The sequence below is a fragment of the Delftia sp. Cs1-4 genome (assembly GCF_000214395.1).
GTDB lineage: Bacteria > Pseudomonadota > Gammaproteobacteria > Burkholderiales > Burkholderiaceae_C > Comamonas > Comamonas acidovorans.
In genome coordinates this window covers 308,119-331,360 of the sequence record NC_015563.1, presented here as the reverse complement: position 1 = coordinate 331,360, position 23,242 = coordinate 308,119, and the positions used below count along the sequence as shown (strand labels likewise).

At 64.6% G+C, this 23,242-nt stretch carries 17 protein-coding genes; 7 read left to right on the top strand and 10 right to left on the bottom strand.

Features of this window, described 5'->3' with window-relative positions:
* Positions 1-19 precede the first annotated feature (19 nt).
* Positions 20-994, top strand: a complete 975-nt coding sequence (locus DELCS14_RS01440) for a LysR family transcriptional regulator (protein WP_013800165.1) — start codon at positions 20-22, stop codon at positions 992-994.
* On the opposite strand, the gene DELCS14_RS01435 is transcribed toward DELCS14_RS01440, so the two are convergent.
* Positions 982-2,388 carry a PLP-dependent aminotransferase family protein gene (locus DELCS14_RS01435; protein WP_013800164.1) on the bottom strand — a complete coding sequence of 469 codons (1,407 nt, stop codon included), beginning with the start codon at positions 2,386-2,388 and terminating at the stop codon, positions 982-984. The genes DELCS14_RS01440 and DELCS14_RS01435 overlap by 13 nt on opposite strands.
* Positions 2,389-2,506: 118 nt before the next feature.
* On the opposite strand from DELCS14_RS01435, the gene DELCS14_RS01430 reads away from it, so the two are divergent.
* The 3 genes from DELCS14_RS01430 to DELCS14_RS01420 are packed head-to-tail and all read left to right on the top strand — an operon-like array spanning position 2,507 to position 5,647.
* Positions 2,507-3,796: a hydroxymethylglutaryl-CoA reductase, degradative gene (locus DELCS14_RS01430; RefSeq protein WP_013800163.1), complete on the top strand. Its 1,290-nt coding sequence runs from the start codon at positions 2,507-2,509 to the stop codon at positions 3,794-3,796.
* Between the two features lie 41 nt (positions 3,797-3,837).
* Complete coding sequence (locus tag DELCS14_RS01425) at positions 3,838-4,263, top strand: hypothetical protein (protein WP_013800162.1); 426 nt, start codon at positions 3,838-3,840, stop codon at positions 4,261-4,263.
* A 1-nt stretch (position 4,264) separates the two neighbouring features.
* Positions 4,265-5,647: a tripartite tricarboxylate transporter permease gene (locus DELCS14_RS01420; protein ID WP_013800161.1), complete on the top strand. Its 1,383-nt coding sequence runs from the start codon at positions 4,265-4,267 to the stop codon at positions 5,645-5,647.
* 126 nt (positions 5,648-5,773) lie between these two features.
* Here DELCS14_RS01420 and DELCS14_RS30345 read toward each other — a convergent pair whose 3' ends face one another.
* The 5 genes from DELCS14_RS30345 to DELCS14_RS29415 form a co-directional block, all read right to left on the bottom strand.
* A complete protein-coding gene (locus DELCS14_RS30345) occupies positions 5,774-6,262 on the bottom strand; it encodes a hypothetical protein (protein ID WP_013800160.1) in 489 nt (162 codons plus the stop codon).
* 213 nt (positions 6,263-6,475) lie between these two features.
* Positions 6,476-6,652 (bottom strand): hypothetical protein, encoded by a 177-nt coding sequence (locus DELCS14_RS30340; protein WP_157158228.1) that lies wholly within the window; start codon positions 6,650-6,652, stop codon positions 6,476-6,478.
* A gap of 659 nt (positions 6,653-7,311) precedes the next feature.
* Positions 7,312-7,947, bottom strand: a complete 636-nt coding sequence (locus DELCS14_RS30335; protein WP_013800159.1) for a hypothetical protein — start codon at positions 7,945-7,947, stop codon at positions 7,312-7,314.
* A complete protein-coding gene (locus DELCS14_RS29420) occupies positions 7,928-8,959 on the bottom strand; it encodes an RHS repeat-associated core domain-containing protein (RefSeq protein WP_013800158.1) in 1,032 nt (343 codons plus the stop codon). Before DELCS14_RS29420 ends, DELCS14_RS30335 begins: the two co-directional genes overlap by 20 nt.
* Before the next feature lie 870 nt (positions 8,960-9,829).
* A complete protein-coding gene (locus DELCS14_RS29415) occupies positions 9,830-13,384 on the bottom strand; it encodes an RHS repeat protein (RefSeq protein ID WP_013800156.1) in 3,555 nt (1,184 codons plus the stop codon).
* Between the two features lie 836 nt (positions 13,385-14,220).
* Here DELCS14_RS29415 and DELCS14_RS01405 point away from each other — a divergent pair.
* Positions 14,221-15,861, top strand: a complete 1,641-nt coding sequence (locus DELCS14_RS01405) for a YifB family Mg chelatase-like AAA ATPase (protein ID WP_013800155.1) — start codon at positions 14,221-14,223, stop codon at positions 15,859-15,861.
* Here DELCS14_RS01405 and DELCS14_RS01400 read toward each other — a convergent pair.
* Positions 15,856-16,773: a LysR family transcriptional regulator gene (locus tag DELCS14_RS01400; RefSeq protein ID WP_013800154.1), complete on the bottom strand. Its 918-nt coding sequence runs from the start codon at positions 16,771-16,773 to the stop codon at positions 15,856-15,858. The two genes, DELCS14_RS01405 and DELCS14_RS01400, sit on opposite strands and share 6 nt — an antisense overlap.
* Positions 16,774-16,875: 102 nt before the next feature.
* Here DELCS14_RS01400 and DELCS14_RS01395 point away from each other — a divergent pair, with 102 nt between their 5' ends.
* Together DELCS14_RS01395 and DELCS14_RS01390 are read left to right on the top strand one after the other, a co-directional pair.
* On the top strand, positions 16,876-18,078 hold the full coding sequence (locus DELCS14_RS01395; protein WP_043796544.1) for a YbfB/YjiJ family MFS transporter: 1,203 nt from the start codon (positions 16,876-16,878) through the stop codon (positions 18,076-18,078).
* 34 nt (positions 18,079-18,112) lie between these two features.
* The gene (locus DELCS14_RS01390) at positions 18,113-19,186 is read left to right on the top strand and encodes a nitronate monooxygenase (protein WP_013800152.1); all 1,074 of its coding nucleotides are present in this window, start codon (positions 18,113-18,115) and stop codon (positions 19,184-19,186) included.
* Between the two features lie 13 nt (positions 19,187-19,199).
* Here DELCS14_RS01390 and metC read toward each other — a convergent pair whose 3' ends face one another.
* The 3 genes from metC to DELCS14_RS01375 all read right to left on the bottom strand — a co-directional run bounded on the left by metC (position 19,200) and on the right by DELCS14_RS01375 (position 23,178).
* Positions 19,200-20,417 (bottom strand): cystathionine beta-lyase, encoded by a 1,218-nt coding sequence (metC, locus tag DELCS14_RS01385; RefSeq protein ID WP_013800151.1) that lies wholly within the window; start codon positions 20,415-20,417, stop codon positions 19,200-19,202.
* Positions 20,417-21,415: a tripartite tricarboxylate transporter substrate binding protein gene (locus tag DELCS14_RS01380; RefSeq protein ID WP_013800150.1), complete on the bottom strand. Its 999-nt coding sequence runs from the start codon at positions 21,413-21,415 to the stop codon at positions 20,417-20,419. The genes metC and DELCS14_RS01380 overlap by 1 nt, the downstream gene beginning before the upstream one ends.
* Positions 21,416-21,606: 191 nt before the next feature.
* Positions 21,607-23,178: a rhodanese-like domain-containing protein gene (locus DELCS14_RS01375; protein WP_013800149.1), complete on the bottom strand. Its 1,572-nt coding sequence runs from the start codon at positions 23,176-23,178 to the stop codon at positions 21,607-21,609.
* Positions 23,179-23,242: the final 64 nt, after the last annotated feature.

Below are 23,242 nucleotides of genomic sequence, written 5' to 3'. Positions count from 1 at the left end.
CATCCGATACCTTGCGCTTATGCCTGCGAACACGCCCGAATCCGCTCCGCCCGTGCTGCACCGCAGCCTGCTCAACCGTCTGCGCTACAAGCACCTGCACATGCTGGTGGCGCTGGGATCGAGCCTGAACCTGCACCGCGCATCGCTGAGCCTGGCCATGTCCCAGCCTGCGGCCACGCGCATGCTGCGCGAGATCGAGGACATGTTCGGCTGCCAGCTCTTCGAGCGCCTGCCGCGCGGCATGCGGCCCACGGCGCTGGGCGCGCAGCTGGTGCGCTTTGCCGAGGCTTCGCTCAACAGCCTGGACCGCTGCGCCGAAGACCTGGCCGCGCGCCGCCAGGGCGGCTACGGCTACCTGTCCATCGGCACCATCATGGGCGCCGCACCCGACCTGGTGATGACGGCCGTGGCGCGCATGAAGGCGCAAAGCCCGCAGCTGCGCCTGCGCATCATGGGCGACACCAGCGACCAGGTGCTGCGCCTGCTGGACCAGCGGCGCATCGACATGGCCATTGCGCGGCGCAGCCCTGCGGCCCACAGCAGCAGCTACAGCTTCGAGGAACTGGGCAACGAGCGGCTGCTGGTCGTCGTGCGCAGCGGCCATCCGCTGACACGCCGGCGCAAGCTGGGCTGGCAAGAGCTTGTCGGCGACTGGCCCTGGATACTGCAGCCGGCCACCAGCCCCGCGCGCATCGCGCTCGACCAGCTGCTGCAGCGCCTGGAGCTGCCCGCGCCCGCCGACATCATCGAATGCAGCTCGGTGTACTCCATGCAGCAACTGGTGCAACTGACCGACGCCGTGATGCTGCTGTCCGAATCCGCGCTCAAGGACTATCTGCGCATGGGCCTGGTCAGGGCGCTGCCGGTCTGCATCGACGTGCCCATGGCGCCCTTCGGCATCCTCACCCGCACCGACGACGCGCCCACGCAGGAGCAGCAGCGCTTCATCGCGCTGCTGCGTGCGCAGGCCCGGGGGCTGGCTCAGGCGGGTTGAGCCAGCACCTGCCCCATCGCGGCCTGGAACCTCGGATCCAGCATGGCGCTGACGTTGCAGCGCGACCAGCGCGAGACGGCCGAGGGATCGACGTGGAAGACACGGCCCGGCGCCATGCTGAGCTTGCGCGGCACCAGTTGCTCGGCCAGCCGCAGCGAGTCCTGCACACCGGGGAAGGCCACCCACAGGTACAGGCTTTGCGGGCTGCGCGCAAAGACTTCGCAGCCGTGGGCATCGAGCCAGCCCAGCGCCTGGGCCGTGGCCTGGCCCAGCTTGTGGCGCAGGCGCACTAGGTGGCGCTCGTAGTGGCCCTCGCGCAGCATCACGTCCACCATGCGCTCGCAGTACTCGGAGCCGCTGACGTGGATCAGCGCCTTGAGGTCGGCCAGGTCGCTGGCCAGCGCATCGTTGCAGGCGATGAAGCCCACGCGCAGCGCGGCCGAGAAGGACTTGGAGAAGCTGCCGATGTAGATGGTGCGCTCCAGCTGGTCCAGCGTGGACAGGCGCACGGCCGAGGTGGGCTTGAAGTCGGCCAGCGGATCGTCCTCGACGATGAGCAGGTTGTGGCGCTCGGCCAGCTGCAGCACCTTGTAGGCCTTGGCGGCCGAGATGTCCGAGCCCGTGGGATTGTGGGCCAGCGACTGCGTGAAGAACAGGCGCGGCCGGTGCTGGGCCAGCAGTGATTCGAGCGCGGCCACGTCGGGCCCGTCGGCCAGGCGCGGCACGCCGACCACATGGGCGCCGGCCAGCCTGAGCTTGCCGAACAGCGGGTAGTAGCCGGGCTCGTCCACGAGCACGGTGGCCCCCGGCGGCACGAAGTAGCGGATGACCAGGTCCATGGCCTCGTTGGCGCCATGGGTCAGCACCAGCTGGCCCGGCGTGGCCTGCAGGCCGAAGTCACCCAGCTTGCGCACCAGGCTGTCGCGCAGCGGCGCATAGCCGTAGCGGCTGCCGTAGCGGAACAGCGATCCCAGCCCCGTGCGCACCACCTTCTGGTGGTAGCGGTCCAGCCGCATGTCGGCCAGCCATTCCACGGGCGGAAAGCCGTCGCCCACGCCCACGCAGTCGGGCTGGGTCTTGAGCTGCTCGCGCATCAGCCAGACGATGTCCATGGCCCGACCCAGCTGGCCCGCGTCCTCATCGGTGCGCTGGGCACCGCGCCCCGTGCCCAGCACGTAAAAGCCCGAGCCCCGGCGCGGCTCGACGATGCCGCGCGAGACCAGCAGATCGAAGGCCGAGACCACGGTGTTCTTGGCATAGCGGTGCAGTTGCGCCAGCTCGCGCAGCGAGGGCAGCTTGTCGCCAGGGCGGTACACGCCGTCGGCGATCTGCTGGCCGATCAGGTCGGCCAGCTTCTCGGCAATGGGGGCCGAGCGCCCTCTGGTGTCTGCCATGCGCCCTCCGTTCATGTTGCAGTGCGATGGTACTGTTCCCCGAAACTGTACCTTTTGAAAGCGGTACAGTTTTCCTACAGTCCGGCGACCAGAGTTTTGATTCGAGGAGATGTCTTCCATGGTTGCCGATTCGCGCCTGCCCAATTTCCGTGCCCTCACACCGGCCCAGCGCCGGGATTTCCTGGCCGATGCCTGCGGCCTGTCCGATGCCGAGCGCGCCCTGCTCGCCGCCCCCGGCGCCCTGCCCCTGGCGCTGGCCGACGGCATGATCGAGAACGTGTTCGGCAGCTTCGAGCTGCCGCTGGGCGTGGCGGGCAACTTCCGCGTCAACGGCCGCGACGTGCTGGTGCCCATGGCGGTGGAGGAGCCCTCGGTGGTGGCCGCCGCCTCGTACATGGCCAAGCTGGCGCGCGAGGACGGGGGCTTTCAGACCTCCAGCACGCTGCCGCTGATGCGCGCCCAGGTCCAGGTGCTGGGCGTGACCGATCCGCACGGCGCACGCCTGGCCGTGCTGCAGGCGCGTGCGCAGATCATCGAGCGCGCCAACAGCCGCGACAAGGTGCTGATCGGCCTGGGCGGCGGCTGCAAGGACATCGAGGTCCACGTCTTCCCCGACACGCCGCGCGGCCCCATGCTGGTGGTCCACCTGATCGTGGACGTGCGCGACGCCATGGGCGCCAACACCGTCAACACCATGGCCGAATCGGTGGCGCCCCTGGTCGAGCAGATCACGGGCGGCAGCGTGCGGCTGCGCATCCTGTCCAACCTGGCCGACCTGCGGCTGGCCCGCGCCCGCGTGCGGCTCACGCCGCAGACCCTGGCCACGCAGGAGCGCAGCGGCGAGGAGATCATCGAAGGCGTGCTGGACGCCTATACCTTCGCGGCCATCGACCCCTACCGCGCGGCCACGCACAACAAGGGAATCATGAACGGCATCGACCCCGTCATCGTGGCCACGGGCAACGACTGGCGCGCAGTCGAGGCCGGCGCCCATGCCTATGCCAGCCGCAGCGGCAGCTACACCTCGCTCACGCGCTGGGAAAAGGACAGCAGCGGCGCCCTGGTCGGCAGCATCGAGTTGCCCATGCCCGTGGGCCTGGTCGGCGGCGCCACCAAGACCCATCCGCTGGCACGCCTGGCGCTGAAGATCATGGACCTGCAGTCCGCCCAGCAGCTGGGCGAGATCGCCGCCGCCGTGGGCCTGGCGCAGAACCTGGGCGCCCTGCGCGCCCTGGCCACCGAAGGCATTCAGCGCGGCCACATGGCCCTGCACGCCCGCAACATCGCCCTGGTGGCCGGCGCCACGGGCGACGAGGTCGATGCCGTGGCGCGCCAGCTGGCCGCCGAGCACGACGTGCGCACCGACCGCGCACTGGAAGTGCTGGCCGCGCTGCGCGCCAGGGCCTGACCAGCGCGCGGCCACACAAACAAAAACCCAAGGAGACACACATGACAAGCAAGGATCCCGCCGACTGGCGGCTGGCCGAGGTCTGGGGCGACACCGTGGACCTGCGCCACCTGGCCTGGGCGATTGCCATCGGCACCGGCATCAGCGTGCTGGGCTTCTACCTGGCCAGCCGCTGGCTGGCCACGGTGGTCGAGTCGCGCCAGCTGGCCCACGCCTACGCCATGCTCGCGGGCCTGGCCGGCTGCGTGATCGCCGGCGTGATCTGCGCACGCGCCTTTCCGCCCAAGCGGGAAGTGACCGAGCTGGACACCTCGAACGACCCCGAATGGCGCCGCGAAGTGCTGGAGGAACTGGCGCGCCAGCCCGGAGGCCTGGGCACGGTGCAGGACCTGCCGCCCGCCGTGGTGCAGGAACTCAAGGAGCTCAGGCTCTACGAGCTGTTCGCCGACAAGGCCGGGAGGGCATGAGATGGAAACCCTGCTGACCAATGACATCGCCGTCGCGGCCGCCATGGGACTGATAGGCGCCGTGGTGTTCGCCGCCATCGGCCTGGTCTCCGGCACGGACGAGACCACCACGCTGGCCCCGCTCACCCTGCTGGTGGTGCTGCTGGGCGTGCCGCCCGCCGGCGTGTTCACCTTCTTCCTGGCCGGCGCCGTGGCCAAGCACATGACGCATGCCGTGCCCACGGCGCTGCTGGGCATTCCCGGCGACACGCTGGCCACGCCGCTGCTGCAGGACGCCAACATGCTGCGCAAGCTGGGCGTGCCCCATATCGCGCTGCGCAAGATGGTCTCGGGCGGCATCGTCGCGGCCTTTGTCGCCGTGCCGCTGGCCGTGCTGTTCGCGGTGATGCTGGCGCCCTTCGGCAGCATGATCACCAAGACGGCGCCCTGGATCTTCCTGGCCGCCGCCCTCCTCATCGCCTACTTCTCGGCGGGGCGCTGGGCCTCGGTGATGCTGCTGATTCCGTTCGTGGTCGTCATCATTGCGCTGCAAAGCCTCACCGCCAAATACGAGGTCAAGCTCAGCATCAGCTACTTCCTGGGCATTGCCATCGGGCCGCTGATCGCCGACCTGTTCACCGTGATCTCGCCGGCCGGCCGCCAGCGCATGCTGCGCGACAAGGTGCGCCAGTTCAACCTGGCGCCCGACGTGAAGGGCTGGTCGGGCTACTTCCCCAACCCGCTCAAGGTGCTGGACCGCGTACAGACGCGCTGGACCCTGGCCACGGCCACCATCTCCAGCGCCACCTTCGTCTTCAGCCCCGTGGCCATGACCGTGGTGCTGGGCGAGCTGGTGGGCTCGCGCATCAAGCATGCCTACCACCGCCTGACCACGGTGCTGAGCGCGCGCAACGGCGTGACCGAGGCCACCTACATCGCCGAGGCGCTGATCCCGCTGATCGCCTTCGGCCTGCCGCTGAGCCCCGTGGCCGCCGGCCCCGCCGCGCCGCTGTTCAACGCGCCGCCGCGCTTCACCGTCGATGCCGCCACGGGCCAGGTGAACAACCTGCACAACCTGCTCAGCCACTGGGAGTTCCTGGGATACGGCATGCTGGCCGTGCTGCTGGCGGCCCTCGTGTCCTACCCCTTCGCCATGAACTTCGCGCGCAGCGCGGCGCTATTCGTCTCGCGCCGGGTCAGCCACGAGGCCATCATCGCCACCTTCGTGGGCCTGATCATCGTCATCAGCGTCTGGGAAGGCCAGTTGCTGGGCCTGCTCGTGATCCTGACCATGGGCCTGCTCGGCGGCCTGCTGTCACGCGGCTTCGGCTTCAACACCGGCGTGCAGTTCATGGGCTACTACACGGCCGTGCTGAGCGTTCCAGCGCTGGTGAAGCTGTTCTGATTTCAGTGGTCGCGCTGTCGGTGTTCCCTGTCATCTCTTGGGGATTGCCGATGGCGCTCTATTTCTTTGCCTGAAATTTTGAGAATATATTGGTGGGGAAATCTATGCTTCAGATGATAGAAAAAGTTATCGCGCTCCACTCAACCACCTTTTAACCCAATCGCATCTCATCAAAGCAGGCTCAACTTCCTCAACCACCATCAAGAATTCATCCTGTATTCTCAGAAGCATGTTTCTCAGGCCATCACTGAAAACATACTCAATCGCAGGCTGTGGCTGCCATTTTGCCCAACTAAGGCATGTCGCTCTATATCCCCTACCCAAAGGTTCAAACTCTATAGTTCCCTCAACCCCTTGCTCATAGAAAGAGATTTCCATTGCATTACCAATGAGGGTTGCATTGATAGCCTGCGGAAGCTGCTCAAGAAACACTGGGAGATCTGTCTTAATGTCCACTGGCCAGCGTTCTTGGCTAAAACCACCGACATTGAACTCAGCCACGCCATCGATAGCCTGACAAATATCTTGCAATATTGAACGAACATCATCCTCCACTGGATCGTAATTTCGCAACGATAAGTCAGCGAATCCGTTAGTAGCAAACACAATATGCACAGATTATTCCTATGATTTCATTTCTCAATAGGCAGTCCGAACCCCTCTTAGAAAAATAATGACCCTTCACAAACCACATACGGAAAACTGTTTTCCTTCGATGAATACATTCAGCAATTCGGATTCCGAGTTCTTCGCGGGCAACTTATGCTCTCACTCAAAGGTCACTCCAGTTCTCAAGTAGTTAATTTTGCGGCAACAAAAGGCTACCGACTATTCGAGCTCAAGACCTATCACTTCAAAAAACTGCAGAAATTGATCGCTCATAGATTCATCTACCTGCAGAGTTCCATGACTTGAATAAATTGTTTGCTCAGTATCAAAATCAATAACCTCTGCATCATAGTCCCCTGTTTCCCAGCAGGTAATTCTCGAGACTGTTTTTTCCATATCTATATCAAGGCGCGCGGACGGATTTTCAGTGGTTGCACTTTCCGTCAGTTTTATCCCCCTCATTTCTTTTGTTTTCTGATTTTTATATGGCGCGCGCCCAATCTATAAATATCATCAACGTCGACATGCAATCCCCGTCTTTAAGGAAGTTTAGTTGCGGAGTACGTGACATCTATTGCCAAATGCATTTTGGAGCCCTCCTCACGACAGTATGCCGAATCACTTGCTCACAACATGCACACGAATAATAACTTCCCCGTCTGTAGCAGCCGCCGGAGAGTTCGAAACAAGCACGTTTGCATCCCATGTTCATTATTGACAGTCTGAAGCGTCAAGAAACAAAGCTCGGTTTCTTATAGAATACTGGGCCATCAAAAAGTCATGAAAAATCCATAGCCTATCGACTGCAGAATGTCCCCCAAGGAATCCAATCTCTCTTATCCCAAACTGAGAAATTACCGTCCAAACGTCCGTTCTGCATTACACGATTGATAAATCTCAGAATTTCCATTTCAGAACCGCCCATACTAGCACTTGAATAGCAGCTGAAGTCATTGTTCACCTCAACTGATTTAGTTCACAGCAAAAATAGGCCCCAACCACTAAACATCGAAGCCTTTTTAATTAAGCAAGATATAATTCGACTAGTAATGCAACTAATAATAATTATTAAACATTTTGCAATAATCATCCCACAAATAACTAGTAACTCTCGTTCCAATAATTAAATTTTCCCAATAACTTTGCAAGACCCCCTCAACTGTTAACGGAGCAGCATCAAGTTCAGCCGATTTACTCACAACCAAATCATTGATACTTCTCCACAGATCGATCTTTTCATCAATAACCAAGTCAAAATCATTTTTCAATCCGTAAATCGCGTTGAATGGAAAAACTCTCAGAGAGCGTGATAGTCTGCTTTCCTCTAAAGCCAGAGACAAATCGGAATTCGCAGCCGCCACCATACTCCGCATATGAGCAGCAATGGCAGAATTCTTATTCTCTTTCAAAACTTCCTCAAAAGACTGAGAACCAACCGGCATGAGCACTGCGAAACGATACGCATCCCATACCGCTGCTTCCAGACGGCGACTTCCCTTTATGACTTTCGCAAAAATTCTGGCTGCTGCAGCATAATCCGCTATAGGAGGCATAAGTAGCACTATTCCACACAAGAGGCTTTCTGCTTCAGTGGTCTCTCCTGCGATTACTCTTGGTTCAAGAACTCTAACAATCTCCTGGCCATCGCGAGAGGAAATTGCTTTGCGCAGCTCATCGCAAGTCAATGACATATTGACCCGCCCGTTCCGAAGTGCCTTTAAATAAATTCATTGACTGCATCTCCCCATCCTTAAAAAATGCCCTAACAGTTGCATCATGGCCATTCATTTTTGTAAAAACCGTATTCATCCCCTCACGTAGATTACCGGAATTGTTAGCTGCCAATAATGCATCACGAGCTTGACCTAAAATTACATCTTTGGACTGACCTAACTCCATAATCCCGCTTCTCACATGATCCGCCGAGAAGATATGCTCCATTTTTGCGGCGTCAAATTTCGACGACTGCCAGACGCCACTTACACCTGCAACAGCGTCTCCCGCCCCTCTATAGGCTTTGATACCCAGCCCAGCCACACCAGGAGCCATAGGTATGGCAGCCAAGACAGCATCAGCCGCGACCCCCAGACCATCTACAGCCGCCGCACCATAGTTACCTGCACCAAAATTCTTGCGAAAGCTGTCGATGCCTATGGCCAGGCTCAGGGCCTCAAAGGCCGCCTCAGCATACCCCCCGTCAGGATCCTTGTATTTGACCGGATTGTTGTTTCCGTAGGTGAACCGGTTGAAGCTGTGCAGATTTCCTTCCTGGAAATCTATGGGGTCCACCCCCAGGAAACGCCCTACCGCAGGGTCGTAGTAGCGGGCGCCGAAGTACTGCAGGCCCGTGGCCGCATCCTGTTCCTTGCCATGGAACCACTGCGTCTGTTGGCCAGTACCGGACTGCTGCAGCCAGCGTTCGCCATAGGCCCGGTAACTTTCCTTCCAGACCACAGCGCCATTGCTGTCCGTGGCCGCCAGCGGGCTGCCGCTGACATCGGTATGGATGTAGGTGACCGTTTCGGTGGCCGCACTGGCGGCACTTGCCGCCACCAACAGAGCACAGCCGAGCATCAGCGGCAGCGCGACCTGAAGCCAAAGGCCCCGGGTTCTGGACCGAAGCGCGCCAGGCCATTGCGACAGCGCCATCAGCGTCACGCTGAGCCATGCGTGCCACAGCCCCTGTTTATCGTTTGAGTACATATTGCCTCCGAATAGCCTAGGTGGCGCGGCACAGCACTGCGGTCGATACAACCGCCGCACCTGTGCAGCAACGGTGGATAGCGCAGCATTTACCGATGCCGGCCAAAAGAAGTCGTGATTGCTACGGGAGCAGCGCCTTGGGAATCGATCGCCCAGGCCCCGGCTCCACTCCGATCAACCGCGCTTGCGCGACATGCGCATGCTGGCCGCGCCTACCAAGGTGGCCAGCAGTACCAGCCCCCCTTGCGACAGTGTCGGTATGCCGACCGGCTCGCCTGCAGCTTGCGCACGAACAAGAACTTCCCCACCGGTGGCAGCCGTTGGCAAGTTCGGAACAAGCATGTTTGCGCGTCCATACTCACCGGATGCGATGGCCATGGCCGTCGGTGGAACGCGCGCCGATGCCGCTCTCTCCAGGAGGGCCAATTGCTGCAGGCCGCCATGGTCGAATCCACCTGATCGGCCATGCGGAGTGGCAGAGGGTTGGGCCTCAAAGGTGGAAGCCGGCCCCTTTCTCACGGGGGCACAGCCTTGGCTACCATGGGCGCTTGCTTTTTCGTTGGGCGCCATACTCGGTCGCGGCCCGGGCGATTGCGCAGCTGCGTCCACTTGGCAACCACGACCAGACAGCGTACGGGACACGGACTTGGCCGCCTGCGGTTTGATGGCCTGCAGCAGGGGCGCAGCCTCGAGCTTTTGCTCCGACATCGGCCGGCTATGCGGCTCTGTGCCATCTTGCGGCGCGGCTGCCAGAGTGGCCACAGGGCTCAAGGCCAGCAGCAGCCCCAGCCGGGACAACCAGTTGACAGGCCGGCTACCGCGCGATGAATGGATATGCGTTGATGTCATGGCGTTTCTCCTCCTGTGCCTTCAGTCCACCACACGTCGCTGCGCCACTTGGCGACGACCCAGATAGATGTATTCCTTGCGCTCCACGCCAGGTACCAGCGTCTGCAGCAACAGGCCTTGCTGGCCATGCAGGTACTGCGTCGTTCCAGCGGCATCGCTTGTCTGCACGCGCATGTTGCCCCCGTCGTAGGTGTGCGCAGTGGGCACTGCGGCCGTGCAGGCGAGGCAGCGCAGGTTGTTGGCCCGGTCATGGCCAAACGTCCAGACTCCATCGTCCTTGACGTTGCCGGCAGAGTCGTACTGGTATGCACGGCTTAGACCGCCGCCTGAAACACCTGTGAGCAGCCCCGAGGTTGCGGCATAGGAGTAGGTACGCAGCAATCCCGGTTGGGCCACATGGGTGATGTTTCCAACCCCATCGTAGAAATACTCCCGGTAACCGCCTACGTCGTTGTCCAGTGTGAGTCGGTTGAGCTTGTCGTACTCGAAGTAGCGCGAATATGCGGAGTCCGCCGAATCGTTGATGCCGGTGAGGTTGCCTACCGGGTCATACGCATAGGTGCTGTCAATGAAACTGCTTCCGGCGCGCGTCATCTTGAGGCCGGCAGGCCACTGGCGATCATTGACGCCCATGGTGGACACAACGCCATTGGCATAGTGAAGCTCACTGGGCATGCCATTGGGATGGTAGCGAACCTGGTTCACATAGGGCAGCACGGCACGGGCCCTGCCAAACGCATCCGGGCTGTACTGCACTTGGTGCCCCGAGGGATAGGTAATGCTGGCCAGTGCTTCGCTGGAGTTGTAGGTGTAGGAGACCTGCTGGGTGGCGCCACCCATCGCCAGCTCTTCCGCAATCAGATTGTCTCCGTCGTCGTAGTCGAATCCGCGCACGACACCGCCACTGCTGATGCCTGTCACAAGGTCGTTGCCGTTGTAGGTGCGCGTGACACCGGAAGCATTGGGAACGCCCGGCTGCTCAGAACTCGGGTATGTGATGCCTGTCAGGCGGTTGCGGCCATCGTAGGCATAGGTTGTTGCCGGCTGGGTGCCTATGCTCTTGCTGGTCAAATTGCCCAGCGCATCGCGTCCGAACACCGTCGTGCCAGTTTCAGGATCAGCGCGCGAAACCAGGTAGTAGCGACTGTCGTAGCCGTAGGTTCGCGCCTTGTCTCCCATCGTCGCCGTCCTGATCTGTCCCAGCAGATCACGGGTCATGGTCACGTCGTAGTCCACATACATGCCCTGAGCGGATATTTCCCCGGCAAGCGAGCGCACGGCGTGCTGCTCCTGCGGATTGCCAAAAGCACGGAACCACACGAGCGTTGCCCGGTTCGTGGTGTCGTAGCGAAGCACCTGCAGGTTGTCGTAGACGGTCTCCTCTATGACATTGGCGGAGTTGGTGCCCACGGGATTGCCGTGCAGAGTCTGTACCACCCGCCCCAGTGTGTCGTAGCGAAACCCCGTGCCTTTGGCGCTGTTTGGATAGGACTGGTAGAGGCGCCGCCCCAGCATGTCATAGCTGAAGTCGACCCAGATGGGCGTCTCCCCTGCCGCACTGACCTCGCGGCGCAACTGGCGACCCAGCCCGTCAAACGTGGCTTTGTCCGTCATTCCCCCTCGCTGCACCTGACGGGTCGTCGCGCCCCAGGTGATCGAGACGGGGCTGCCGAAAGGCTTTGCGATGGCCGTCGGACGATTCAGGCCATCGTAGGTGTACGTTGTCGTTTTGCCGCGCCCGTTGGTGATCGATGTGACATTGCCCGCAGCATCGACGTTTCGTGAAATAGCCACGCCTTCTGGCTGCGACTCGCTGCGGGGAATGCCTCGCAGGTAGCTGTTGTACGTTGTCACCTGCCCCTTGGCATTGGTGATGGTGTGTACGTCCCCTGTGCCGTGATAAGTGAAGGAGGTTGGTACGCCGGCAACCGTTTGCGACTGCAGATTGCCGTTGATATCGAACTGCCGCGTGGTGGCATGGGTTTGAGCCCCTACCGTCACCAACGCATTGCTCACCTGGCGCAGCAACCACTTGCTTGTATTGACGTTGTGGGTCAGCTCGGTCTGCCGGGTGTAGGTCCGGTCATTGTTCGTTCCGGTTTCATCGATGAAGGAAGGATTTCCCCACTCGTCATAGCCAGACTTCGCAACCACAAAAGTCTCACCTGGCCGGAACCGGTACTGGTCACTGGCGATCGCTGCGGCCGGATAGAAGTAGCTATTCGAGAAATAGTTGGCCACCACGTCCTGCTGCTCGGAGATCGGCACGGATGTGTAGCCGAAAAGCGTGTTTTCCGACTCGCTGACGCTGCCCATCAACAGGCCTACGTCCGTCGGGACCACCCGCACGGAATGCACGCCCAAGTGGAAGTGCTCCGTTGCCTTGCCCAGCGGATCCGTCACGGTCGTCACATTCACCTGGGACCGCACATCGGGCGGTACCCCATAGGTATAGGTGTATTGCGATCCATTGACGGTGTAGGGCAGCTCGTCGGTTGCCACTTCATACGTCCAGCTCCATGTACCGGACTTGCCATCTGGCGTATTGGTACTGGCGGTTTTGCTGGATACAACGGTGCTGTTTCCGCTGCGTGTTGTTCCTGCCCTGAAATCTACATGGCTGTAGACATAGTCGATGGTGGCCCCGCTGGGGTACCCGATACGACTCATCGAACCTGTCCCGGGCGTTCCTGTCCGGTAGGCGTGCGTCCACGAAAGGCCATCGGGCCGCTGCACGCGATTCAGTTGCACATGCCCCGCCGATCCCGCCCCCACCGTGTACTGCCATACCCGGTTGGACAAGGTGTCCGTGATGCTGGCCAAGGTCGATCCGCTGTATGCAAACGAGACGGAGCGTCCATCGCTCGTGGTGATCTGGCTCAGTGCATAGACGCCAATCGGCAAAAAGCTGTAGCTCAGGTTGAACCAGTTGCCATTGCGATCAACGATCCGCCCCGCATAGAACGTTCGCTGCAGACTGCCCGGCTCACCGAAAGAATGCCCCATCGCCGTCATTTCGTACGTGGTGCCATCGGGAGATTGCACATGCAAGAATCCGCTGTGGCACTTGGCACGCCAGAAGTCCTTGGTAAGCCAGGTGGGCGTACTGGCCCCGGCCTCATAGTACTCATACAGAATCTGCCGACTCCCGTCAGGCAACTCCAGCACGGGATTGGCCGAGGCCGAGGCCCAGGATGCAGAGCAGATGGCTTTGTTGGCCCCCCGGATCACCCTTCCCATGTGCATGGTCCAGCCCAATCCGATCGGGCTGTACTCATAGCTTGCCCAGCTGGCGGGCGTCGCCAGAGGATCGTCAATGCTGTTGTAGCTTCTCCGAATGGCCAGATCCATTCCGCCATTTCCAGGAAGGAGCAAGTCAGTGAAGTGGTACTGGAGCTTTCCTGTGAAGGTATTGATCAATTCATTGGCGGACTGGGCTTCCACGCCCTGCGCGCGAGGCAGTCCCTTTTGCTGAAAAAAATCAGGAATGCTGGGAAGGCTGGTGTCATTGGACCCTTGTGCAAACACACCTGACATACAGAAAGAGGCACAGCCAAGGAGCATGGCGGACTTCATCAACCGCCGTGTCTCCAAGAGTTGCCGATGGAGTGCAGCTACACCCTCAAGACGCCCGAAAACTCTCATTCGATTCAACATCTTTCCTCCCTGCGAAAGCATCAGTGGTCCGCCAAGACGACACGGGTTCGCACTACGCCTTCAAGAAAGACGCAAAGCATTTGTATGGGAATTGAAAATTCAAATACAACGCCACACCCAAATCGAAATTCAAAGATCGGATTGGATGGCATGCGAATCAATGATGGGATCTCCATCAATCGATGGAGATGCTTAAGACATGGCCATTTTTTATTGGCATTCAGCCATGTGCCAAAGCATTGTTCTTCTGAAATACCAGCCCGACACAAATAACCACATTCCGTAGTCTGGAACTCACGCAAATACACCGGGATTGGGTGTGCAAATTGATAGCAAACAAATCCCTCGGGGCCTACTCAATACGGCACATTGGAATTTTGCAAGAGGTTTCCATCAAAAATCAAGTTAGCACACCACTCTTCTCTATACCCAATGGGGCCATCTCTTCCCGGCGAGAAATAACCACGGATGCCTTATCTGCTTCTGCTCTCGAAAACAGGTGATTGATCCGTCAGAAACCCATTTTTTGCTCAGCGGAGGTCAGCATCCACACCATGAGGCAGTCGGGCAAGACTCGCCCAGCAACATCAGGCTATTCTGATTTTTGCGGTGCAGGCATCGGACTACTCCGAGATTGTCGCCATCACGCCTCCAACCCCCTGGACCCTGGCCATACTGGCCCACCGAGGCCGCAGCACCGCTGGCGCCTCTTCCTTCGTGTCTGGCTTTGTGTCTGCCGTTCCTGCGAGGTGCCCATGGGTCTGGCCCTGGTTCAAAGTCGTGCGCTGCTGGGGCTGGCCGCCCCGCGTGTCACCGTGGAAGTGCATCTGGCCAACGGCCTGCCGTCGTTCACGCTGGTGGGTCTGGCCGATGTCGAGGTCAAGGAAGCGCGTGAACGCGTGCGCTCGGCACTGCTGAACTCCGGGCTGGAGTTCCCGAGCAACAAACGCATCATCGTCAACCTGGCGCCCGCCGACCTGCCCAAGGATTCTGGGCGCTTCGACCTGCCCATTGCGCTGGGCATTCTCGCTGCCAGCGGGCAGATCAATGGCGATGCGCTGGCCGACTACGAATTCGCGGGCGAGCTGTCGCTGTCGGGCGCCCTGCGGCCCGTGCGCGGCGCGCTGGCCACGGCCCTGGCCCTGCACCGCCAGCAGGACGGCGCCCGCCTGGTGCTGCCGCCGGGCAGCGCGCAGGAGGCGGCCTTCGTGCCATCGGCCCAGGTGTTCTGCGCGCACCACCTGCTGGACGTGGTGCGCCGCTTCATCACTCGCTCGGCCAATGCCCTGGTGCAGGCGGAGCAGGACACGGACAGTGCCTGCTGCAGCGACGAAAGCGAGGACACCGGCGAGACCGACGAAACCGACGCCTTGCCGGCAGCAGGCGACACCCAGACATGCTCCGGCCCGGGCTGGCATGCGGTGCAGCCGCAGCCCGCCGCCCCAGTGCGCAGCAGCCTGGACCTGGCCGAGGTGCGCGGCCAGGCCCAGGCGCGGCGCGCGCTGGAAATCGCTGCGGCCGGAGGCCACGGCCTGCTGCTGGTGGGGCCGCCGGGCTCGGGCAAGTCCATGCTGGCCCAGCGCTTTGCCGACCTGCTTCCGCCCATGAGCGATGACGAGGCGCTGGAGGCGGCAGCCATCGCCAGCCTGGCCGGCCGCTTCACGCCCGAGCGCTGGCGCCAGCGCCCCACGGCCAGTCCGCATCACACGGCCAGTGCCGTGGCCCTGGTCGGAGGAGGCTCGCCACCGCGCCCCGGCGAGATTTCGCAGTCCCACCACGGCGTGCTCTTCCTCGATGAATTTCCCGAGTTCGCGCGCAGTGCGCTGGAGGCGCTGCGCGAGCCGCTGGAGACCGGCCAGATCACCATCGCCAGAGCCGCCCAGCGCTGCGAATTTCCCGCGCGCTTTCAGCTCGTCGCGGCCATGAATCCCTGCCCCTGCGGCCACTGGGGATCGACGGTGCAGCGCTGCCGCTGCACGCCCGACAAGGTGGCGCGCTACCAGGCGCGCATCAGCGGCCCGCTGCTGGACCGCATCGACCTGCATGTGGAAGTCGGCGCCCTGCCCCCGCAGGAGCTGCTGGCCGCGCGCTCGGGCGAAACCAGCGAGGCCGTGCGCGAGCGCGTGGTCCAGGCCCGCGCGCTGGCCGTGCAGCGCCAGGGCAGCGCCAACCACCAGCTCCAGGGCCAGGCCCTGGACGACCACCTGGGCCTCTCGCCCGAGGCCCTGACCTTCGCCCACAAGGCCGCCGCACGCCTGGGCTGGTCGGCCCGCAGCACCCACCGCGCGCTCAAGGTGGCGCGCACCATTGCCGACTTGGCCGGCAGCGCGGCAGTGGAGACGGGGCATGTGGCCGAGGCCATGCAGTATCGGAGGGTGTTGCGGTTGCCGTCATGAGCCGGCAGGCACCAGGCCTTGCGCATCGACAGCCGCAACATCCTGGTCGATCCCCAGCACCTCCACGCAAGCATGCAGCGCAGGCGACCAACCCTGGCGCGCGGGCACGACGAACCAGGTTTCCACGCGGGCGACTTCCTGGGCGAGTGCGCCGGGCAGGGCCGTGATGTGCACGCCGAAGCGGTGCTGCTGGGCCTGGACCACGCTGCGCGGCAGCAGGCCGTAGCCCATGCCCGCGGCCACGCAGCCGAGGATGGCGTCCAGCGACCCCATTTCCATGATGCGTGCCGCCACGCCGCGCGCGGCCAGCAGCAGCTCGATGCGCTGGCGGTAGCTGCAGCCCTGGCGGAAGGCCAGGAAGGGCACGGCGCTGAGCTGGGCGGCATCGGGAAAGCGCGGCAGCGCGAAGGCGGTGACCAGCACCAGCTCCTCCTCGAAGACGCGCCAGCCCTGCAGGCGGGACTGGGGCGGCATGCCCGAGACGAAGGCGCAGTCCAGGCGCCCGGCAAGCAGATCGGCCAGCAGCTCGGCCGTGGTGGCCGTGCGGAGCTCCAGGTCCAGGCCGGGCTGGGCCTGGTGCAGGCGCGCCAGCAGCGGCGGCAGGCGCAGCGCGGCCGTGGTTTCCATGGAGCCTATGCGCAGCGCGCCTGCGGCCCGGGCGCTGCCCTGCAGCAGCGCCAGCGCCTCGTCATGGTCGGCCAGCATGCGCCGCGCGTATTGCTCCAGCAGGCGGCCGGCAGGCGTGGCGTGCACGGGTGCGCTGCGCTCCAGCAACTGCACGCCGGCCTCGTCCTCGAGCTTTTTCACATGGGCCGTCACGTTGGACTGCACGGTGTGCAGTTGCTGGGCGGCGGCGCCGAAGCTGCCGCTGTCGCAGACAGCCAGGAACATGCGCAGGGACTTCAGTTGCATCGCGGCTCCAGTGACATCCATCTTCAATCGAGATTGACGCCATCATTTTGAATCATTGGACATGATGGGCGGCAGCGCCTAATGTATGCCCATCCTCCCCGCATGGCGCCCACTCCCGTGATCCAACGCAACGAAACTTCCCTGCTGCTGACCGGCTTCATGGCCACGCTCAGCGGCGTCGGCCTGGCGCGCTTTGCCTACACGGCGCTGATGCCGCAGATGGTGCATGCCGGCTGGTTCAGCGGCGAGCAGGTGGCCTACCTGGGCGCGGCCAACCTGCTGGGCTATCTGATCGGCGCGCTGGCCGCCGCGCCGCTGGCCGAACGCCTGGGCGCGCTGCGCGTGCTGCTGTGGTGCTGGGTGGCCCTGGCGCTGAGCTTTGCGGCCTGCGCCTGGCCTCTGCCCATGCCCTGGTTCTTTGCCTGGCGCTGCATCTCGGGCATTGGCGGCGCCATCCTGATGGTGCTGGGCCCCTCCGTGGCCCTGGCGGCCACGCCCGTGCAGCGGCGCGCGGCCCTGGGGCCGCTGATGTTCTGCGGCATAGGTGCCGGCGCCCTGCTGTCGGCCACGCTGATACCGCTGCTGGCGCGCCAGAGCCTGGGCGCCGTCTGGTGGGCGCTGGCGGCGGTCTGCGCCTGGGCCGGCTGGCTGGGCTGGCGCCATGTGCGGCGGCTGCCGGTGCCTGCGCCCATTGCCATCACGCCCCATGCCCGGCCCGTGCCCGCCGCGCCCCTGTGGACGCTGCCCGTGGTGCTGGTGATGCTGGCCTATATGACGGACGCCTTCGGCTTTGTGCCGCACACGGTGTTCTGGGTGGACTACCTGGCGCGCGAGCTGCAGTTGGGCGATGCCTATGCCTCCACGCAGTGGGCCGTGTTCGGCCTGGGCGCCATTGCCGGGCCGCTGGTGGCCTCGCTGTGCGCCACGCGCTTTGGCTGGTGGGGCACGACCACGGGCGCCTATGCGGTCAAGACCCTGGCCATTGCCATGCCGCTGTTCTGGGTGGGATTTGCGGGGCATGCGACCTCGTCCTTTCTGGTGGGCGCCTTGTCGCCGGGCATGGCGGCCATCACCTCGGGCTACCTGATGCAGCTGATCGGCCCCGTGCAGCACAAGCGCATGTGGGGCTATGCCACGGCGGCCTTTGCGCTGATGCAGGCCGTGTCGGGGTATTTCATGGCCTGGAGCTATGCGGGCCTGGGCTCGTACCAGCGCCTGTTCGTCATCGGCAGCGTGTCGCTGCTGCTGGGCACGCTCATGATCGCCGCCAGCCGCGCCAGCGCGCGCCGCCAGGCCGCCGCATGAGTGCGTGGATTCGAGACAGGAAACAAGGAGTCGTATGAGCACCGCAAAGACCGCGTGGATGGCCCGCCTTGGCATGCGCCATCCCATCATCCAGGCCCCGATGGCCGGCACGTCCACGCCCGCGCTGGCGGCTGCCGTCACCGATGCGGGCGGCCTGGGCTCGCTGGGCATTGGCGCCAGCGGAACGGAGCAGGCGCGCCAGCAGCTCGTGCAGACGCGCGCGCTGACATCGGGCGCCTTCAACGTCAACCTGTTCTGCCACCGGCCGGCCCGGGCCGATGCGCAGCGCGAGGCCGCCTGGCTGGCCCATCTGGCGCCCGAGTTCGCGCGCTTCGGCGCCGCGCCGCCTGCCACGCTCAACGAGATCTACGCCACCGCCGTCAGCAACGCGGCGCTGCAGGCCATGCTGCTGCAGGAGCGGCCCGCCGTGGTGAGCTTTCATTTCGGGCTGCCTGAGCAGGGCTTCATCGACGCGCTGCGCGCGGCCGGCGTCGTGACCCTGGCCAGCGCCACGTCCCTGGACGAGGCGCGCCAGGTGGAGCAGGCCGGTGTCGATGCCATCGTGGCCCAGGGCGTGGAGGCCGGGGGACACCGCGGCACGTTCGATCCCGCGCAGGACCGCATGATGGGCACCTTCGCCCTGGTGCGCGTGCTGGCGCGCAACACGGCCCTGCCGGTGATCGCGGCGGGCGGCATCATGGATGGCGAAGGCATTGCGGCCGCGCTGGGCCTGGGCGCCTGTGCGGCGCAGCTGGGCACGGCCTTCATCCTCTGCCCTGAATCGTCCGCCAGCCCGGCCTACCGTGCCGAGCTGCGCAGCGAACGCGCCCACCACACGGGCATCACCGCCGCCATCTCGGGCCGGCCGGCGCGCGGCATGGTCAACCGACTGCATGCGCTGGGCGCCAGCCATGGCCAGCCCCTGCCCGACTACCCGCGCGTCTACGACGCAGGCAAGGCGCTGCACCAGGCGGCGTCCGCCCAAGGCAGCTCCGACTACGCAGCCCACTGGGCCGGCCAGGGTGCGCCGCTGGCGCGTGAGATGCCTGCCGCCGCGCTGGTGCAAACGCTGGCCGGCGAATTGGCGAGTGCTCAGGCAGGCCGCTAGAGCGTGTTATCCACTAAAGTGCCGCCAGCCCCTGCTCCAGGTCGGCGATGAGGTCGCGCGGCGACTCCAGGCCGATGTGCAGGCGCACCACGGGCCCGCGCGCACTCCAGTCGGTGACGCTGCGCGCCTGCGCCATGTGCGCGGCCGTCGCCAGGCTCTCGTAGCCGCCCCAGGAGGCGCCGATGCCGAAGATCCGCAGGCCGTCGATGAAGCGGTCCACGGCGGCCTCGGCGGTGCCGGGCTGCAGCTCCAGCGACACCAGGCCGTTCGTGCCCTGGCAGTCGCGCAGCCACAGCGCATGGCCGGGATGCGTGGGCAGCGCAGGACAGAACACGGTGGCCACGGCCGGGTGCTGCTGCAGCCAGTGCGCCACCTCCAGCGCATGCGCCTCGTGCATCTGCAGCCGTGCGGCCAGCGAGCGCATGCCGCGCAGCACCAGCCAGGCATCGTCGGGGCTGACCGCCATGCCGAAGGCATCGCAGCGCGCGGCCAGCGGCTCCCAGGCGGCCTCGGTGGTGGCCACGGTGCCCATCATCACGTCGGAGTGGCCCGACAGGTACTTGGTGGCTGCCATCACCGAGACATCGGCCCCCAGCGCCAGCGGCCGGTACTGGCAGCCCGATCCCCAGGTGTTGTCGGCCACGACCAGGGCGCCGCGCGCATGGGCCATGGCCGCCAGCGCGGGCAGGTCGCACATCTCGTAGACCAGCGATCCCGGGCATTCGGCATAGACCATGCGGGTGTTGGGGCGCATGCGCGCCTGGGCGTCGCTGCCATCGGCCGCGAAGAAGTCGTACTCGATGCCGTAGGGCCGCAGCCATTGCCCGGCCAGGTGGCGCACGGGCTGGTAGGCGCTGTCTGTCAGCAGCACATGGTCGCCGGGGCGCAGGTAGCTGAGCAGGGCCATGCCGATGGCCGCCAGGCCGGTGGGCAGCAGCCGCGTGCGGTGGGCGCCTTCCAGCTCGCTGACGGCGTCTTCCAGCGCAAAGCCGGTGGGCGTGCCGCGCGCGCCGTAGCTGAAGATGCGCTCGCCGGCGCGGCGCTCGCGCATCTCGCGCTGCTGTGCCGTGCTCTCGAACAGCACGGTGCTGGCGCGCACCAGAGGCGGGTTGACGGTCGTGCCGCCCGCATAGGCCGGGCGCTTGCCCGCATGCAGCAGCCGGGTCTGCAGGTCCAGCGCGGGGGCGCCAGGGGCGTATGCGCCAGGCACGGGGGCGTGTACGGCAGCCATCAGTCGATCTTCGCGCCCGAGAGCTTGACCACGCGCGACCAGCGCTCCATGTCCTGGCGCAGCTGAGCGGCAAAGGCCTCGGGCGTATTGGCCACGACTTCGCTGCCGCCATCGACGACGAGTTTGGTCACTTCCGGCAGTTGCAGGGTGCGCACGATGGCGTCGTGCAGATAGGCCACGCGCTCGGGCGGCGTGCCGGCGGGTGCGAAGAAGCCGTACCAGTCCTCGAAGCGCGCATTGCGCAGGCCCAGTTCCTCCAGCGTGGGCACCTTGCCGAACACGCCGATGCGGCGCGGGCTGGTGACGGCCAGCGCACGCACCTGGCCCGCCTGGATCATGCCGGCCACGGACGAGGTGGAGGTGATCAGCACATCGACCTGCTGGCCCAGCAGATCGTTGATGGCCGGTCCCGCGCCCTTGTAGGGCACATGGGTCATGGGCACGCCGTTTTCCTTGGACAGCACCACGCCCACCAGGTGCGACAGCGTGCCGTTGCCGGGCGTGGCATAGGTGACGCGGCCCGGCTCGCCCTTGCTGCGCGCCACCAGGTCGGCAAAGCTCTTGAGGGGCGAGGCCGAAGCGACCACGATGGCCAGCGGCGCCGCGTTGATCTGCGTGATGGGCACGAAGTTCTTGAGCGGATCGAAGCCCGGCGCGCTGTAGAGCGCGGGGTTCACCGCCATCAGCGAGACCTGCCCCGTGAGCACGGTGTAGCCATCGGGCTTGGCCTCCGCCACGGCCTTGGCGCCGATGTTGCCGCCCGCACCGCCCCGGTTTTCCACCACGGAGGGCTGGCCCGTGGCCTCGGTCAGGCGCGTGGTGACCCAGCGCGTGCTGGCGTCGTTGCCGCCGCCCGGCGGGAAGGGCGAGATGAAGCGGATCGGCTGGCCCGGATAGCCGTTGCGCGCAGCCAGCGGCTCGGCCGTGGCCTGCGAGAGCATGGCCAGGGCCGCGAGGCTGGCGGCCAGCATCCTGGCCAGGGTGGGGATTGCGAACATGTCTTGTCTCCTGTCGTTATGTGATCTGATTTATGTCGCTCTACGGCAAGTCAGCGATATATGGCGCTGCCTTTGCAACTGACGTGACTTTGGCCAGGGGCACCAAGCAAGGGCCGCCCCCGCAGCGAGGGTGCCGTCCCCCTCCCGCGCAGCGAGAGAGGGGGAAGCGGCGAAGCCGCTCAGGGGGAGCTTCATGCACTCGGCAGGCGGAAGGCGGCCAGTTCCTGCGCGTCCAGTTGGGGCACCAGGCCCGTCTCCCAGGCCAGGTAGCGGCGTGCCGCTTCCTTGTTGCCGTCGTGGCGGTCGTGCACGAAAAACAGGTAGTCGATGCATTCGGCGTCGGTGGGGCTGTCGGGCGTGGCCTCGACGGGCAGGCCGGCCTGCTGCCATGCGGCCAAGCCGCCTTCGAGCAGCAGCGGCGCGGCGCCCTGCAGTTCCAGAGCGGCCCATTGCGCCATGCCGGGCTCGTCGGCCACCAGCACGATCTGGCGCGTCTCGCCGGCCAGATCGCTGGCAAGGCACGGGCGGATGGACCAGCGGGCCCCGGCGATGTGGCCTGCGCGGTATTTCATGCCCGCGCGCAGATCGACCACGACCACCTCGCCCTGGCGCATGCGCTCGTGCAGGGACTGCGCCGTGATGCCTGCCAGTGCGGGGACCTGGGGCGGCTGGGCCGGTGCCAGGTCCAGGCCGCTTTGCAGGCCGCCCCGCAGCACGCAGGCGTCATGGCCGAGCTGGCGCAGCCAGCTGGCCACCACGGGGGCGCGCACGCCATCGCTGTCGAACAGCACCAGGCGCGCACCGCGCACGCCCACGTACTGGTCGCCGGCCTGCATGAGCTGGCCGCCGGGCGTGTGCTGGGCACCGGGCAGCGAACCGGCCTTGAATTCCTCGGGCGTGCGCACATCGCACAGGAACAGCGTGCGCGCAGCATCCTGGCTCCAGGCGCGCACGGTGTCGGCATCGACCTCGGGCACATCGAAGCGTTCGGCCAGGGCACGGGCCTGGGCTTGCAGCGCGCTGCTGGCCGAGTCGTCGCCATAGCGGTGCGTGCCGCCGTGCTCCAGCGGCAGGTCGGCCAGGTACCAGCCCTGGGTACCGTTCTCCAGCGCGTAGACGGGGTTGGGAATGCCCAGGTTGATCAAGGTCTGCGCGCCGATGATGGAGCGCGTGCGGCCCGCGCAATTGACCACGATGGGCGTGGCCGCATCGGGCACCAGGCGGCTCACGCGCAGCGCCAGCTCGCCATTGGGGCAGCAGATGGCGCCGGGGATGTTCATCTTGTGGAACTCGGAGACGGGCCGGCCGTCCAGCACCACCAGGGGCAGGCCCGCCGCCTGGCGCGCCGCCAGCTGCTGTGCCGTGATGCGCGGCGTGCCATAGGCGTGCTCGGCCAGTTCGCCAAAGGTCTTGGAGGGCAGGTTCACGCCGGCGAACAGCGTGTAGCCCGCAGCGCTCCAGGCCTTGGCACCGCCTTCGAGCACGGCGACCCGGGTGTAGCCCAGTGCTTCGAGGCGGCGCGCGGCGCGCTCGGCCACGCCCGCGCTGGCATCGCCCTCGCCACCGTCGTAGGTGACGACGCGCACCTGCCGGCGCGGCACCAGGCGGGGCACATCCAGCTCCAGCCGGCTGTAGGGCAGGGGCGTGGCGTAGAACAGGTGCGACTCGCCGTACTGGCCGTGCTCGCGCACGTCGAGCAGCGCGATCTCCTGGCCGTCGTGCAGCCAGGATTTGAGGGTGTGGGCTTCAATGGATGCGGTCATTGCATGCGGTCCGGGAAAAAGATCGGCAAGGAATTTCGGGCAAAGCCGTGCCACGCGCGCCCCG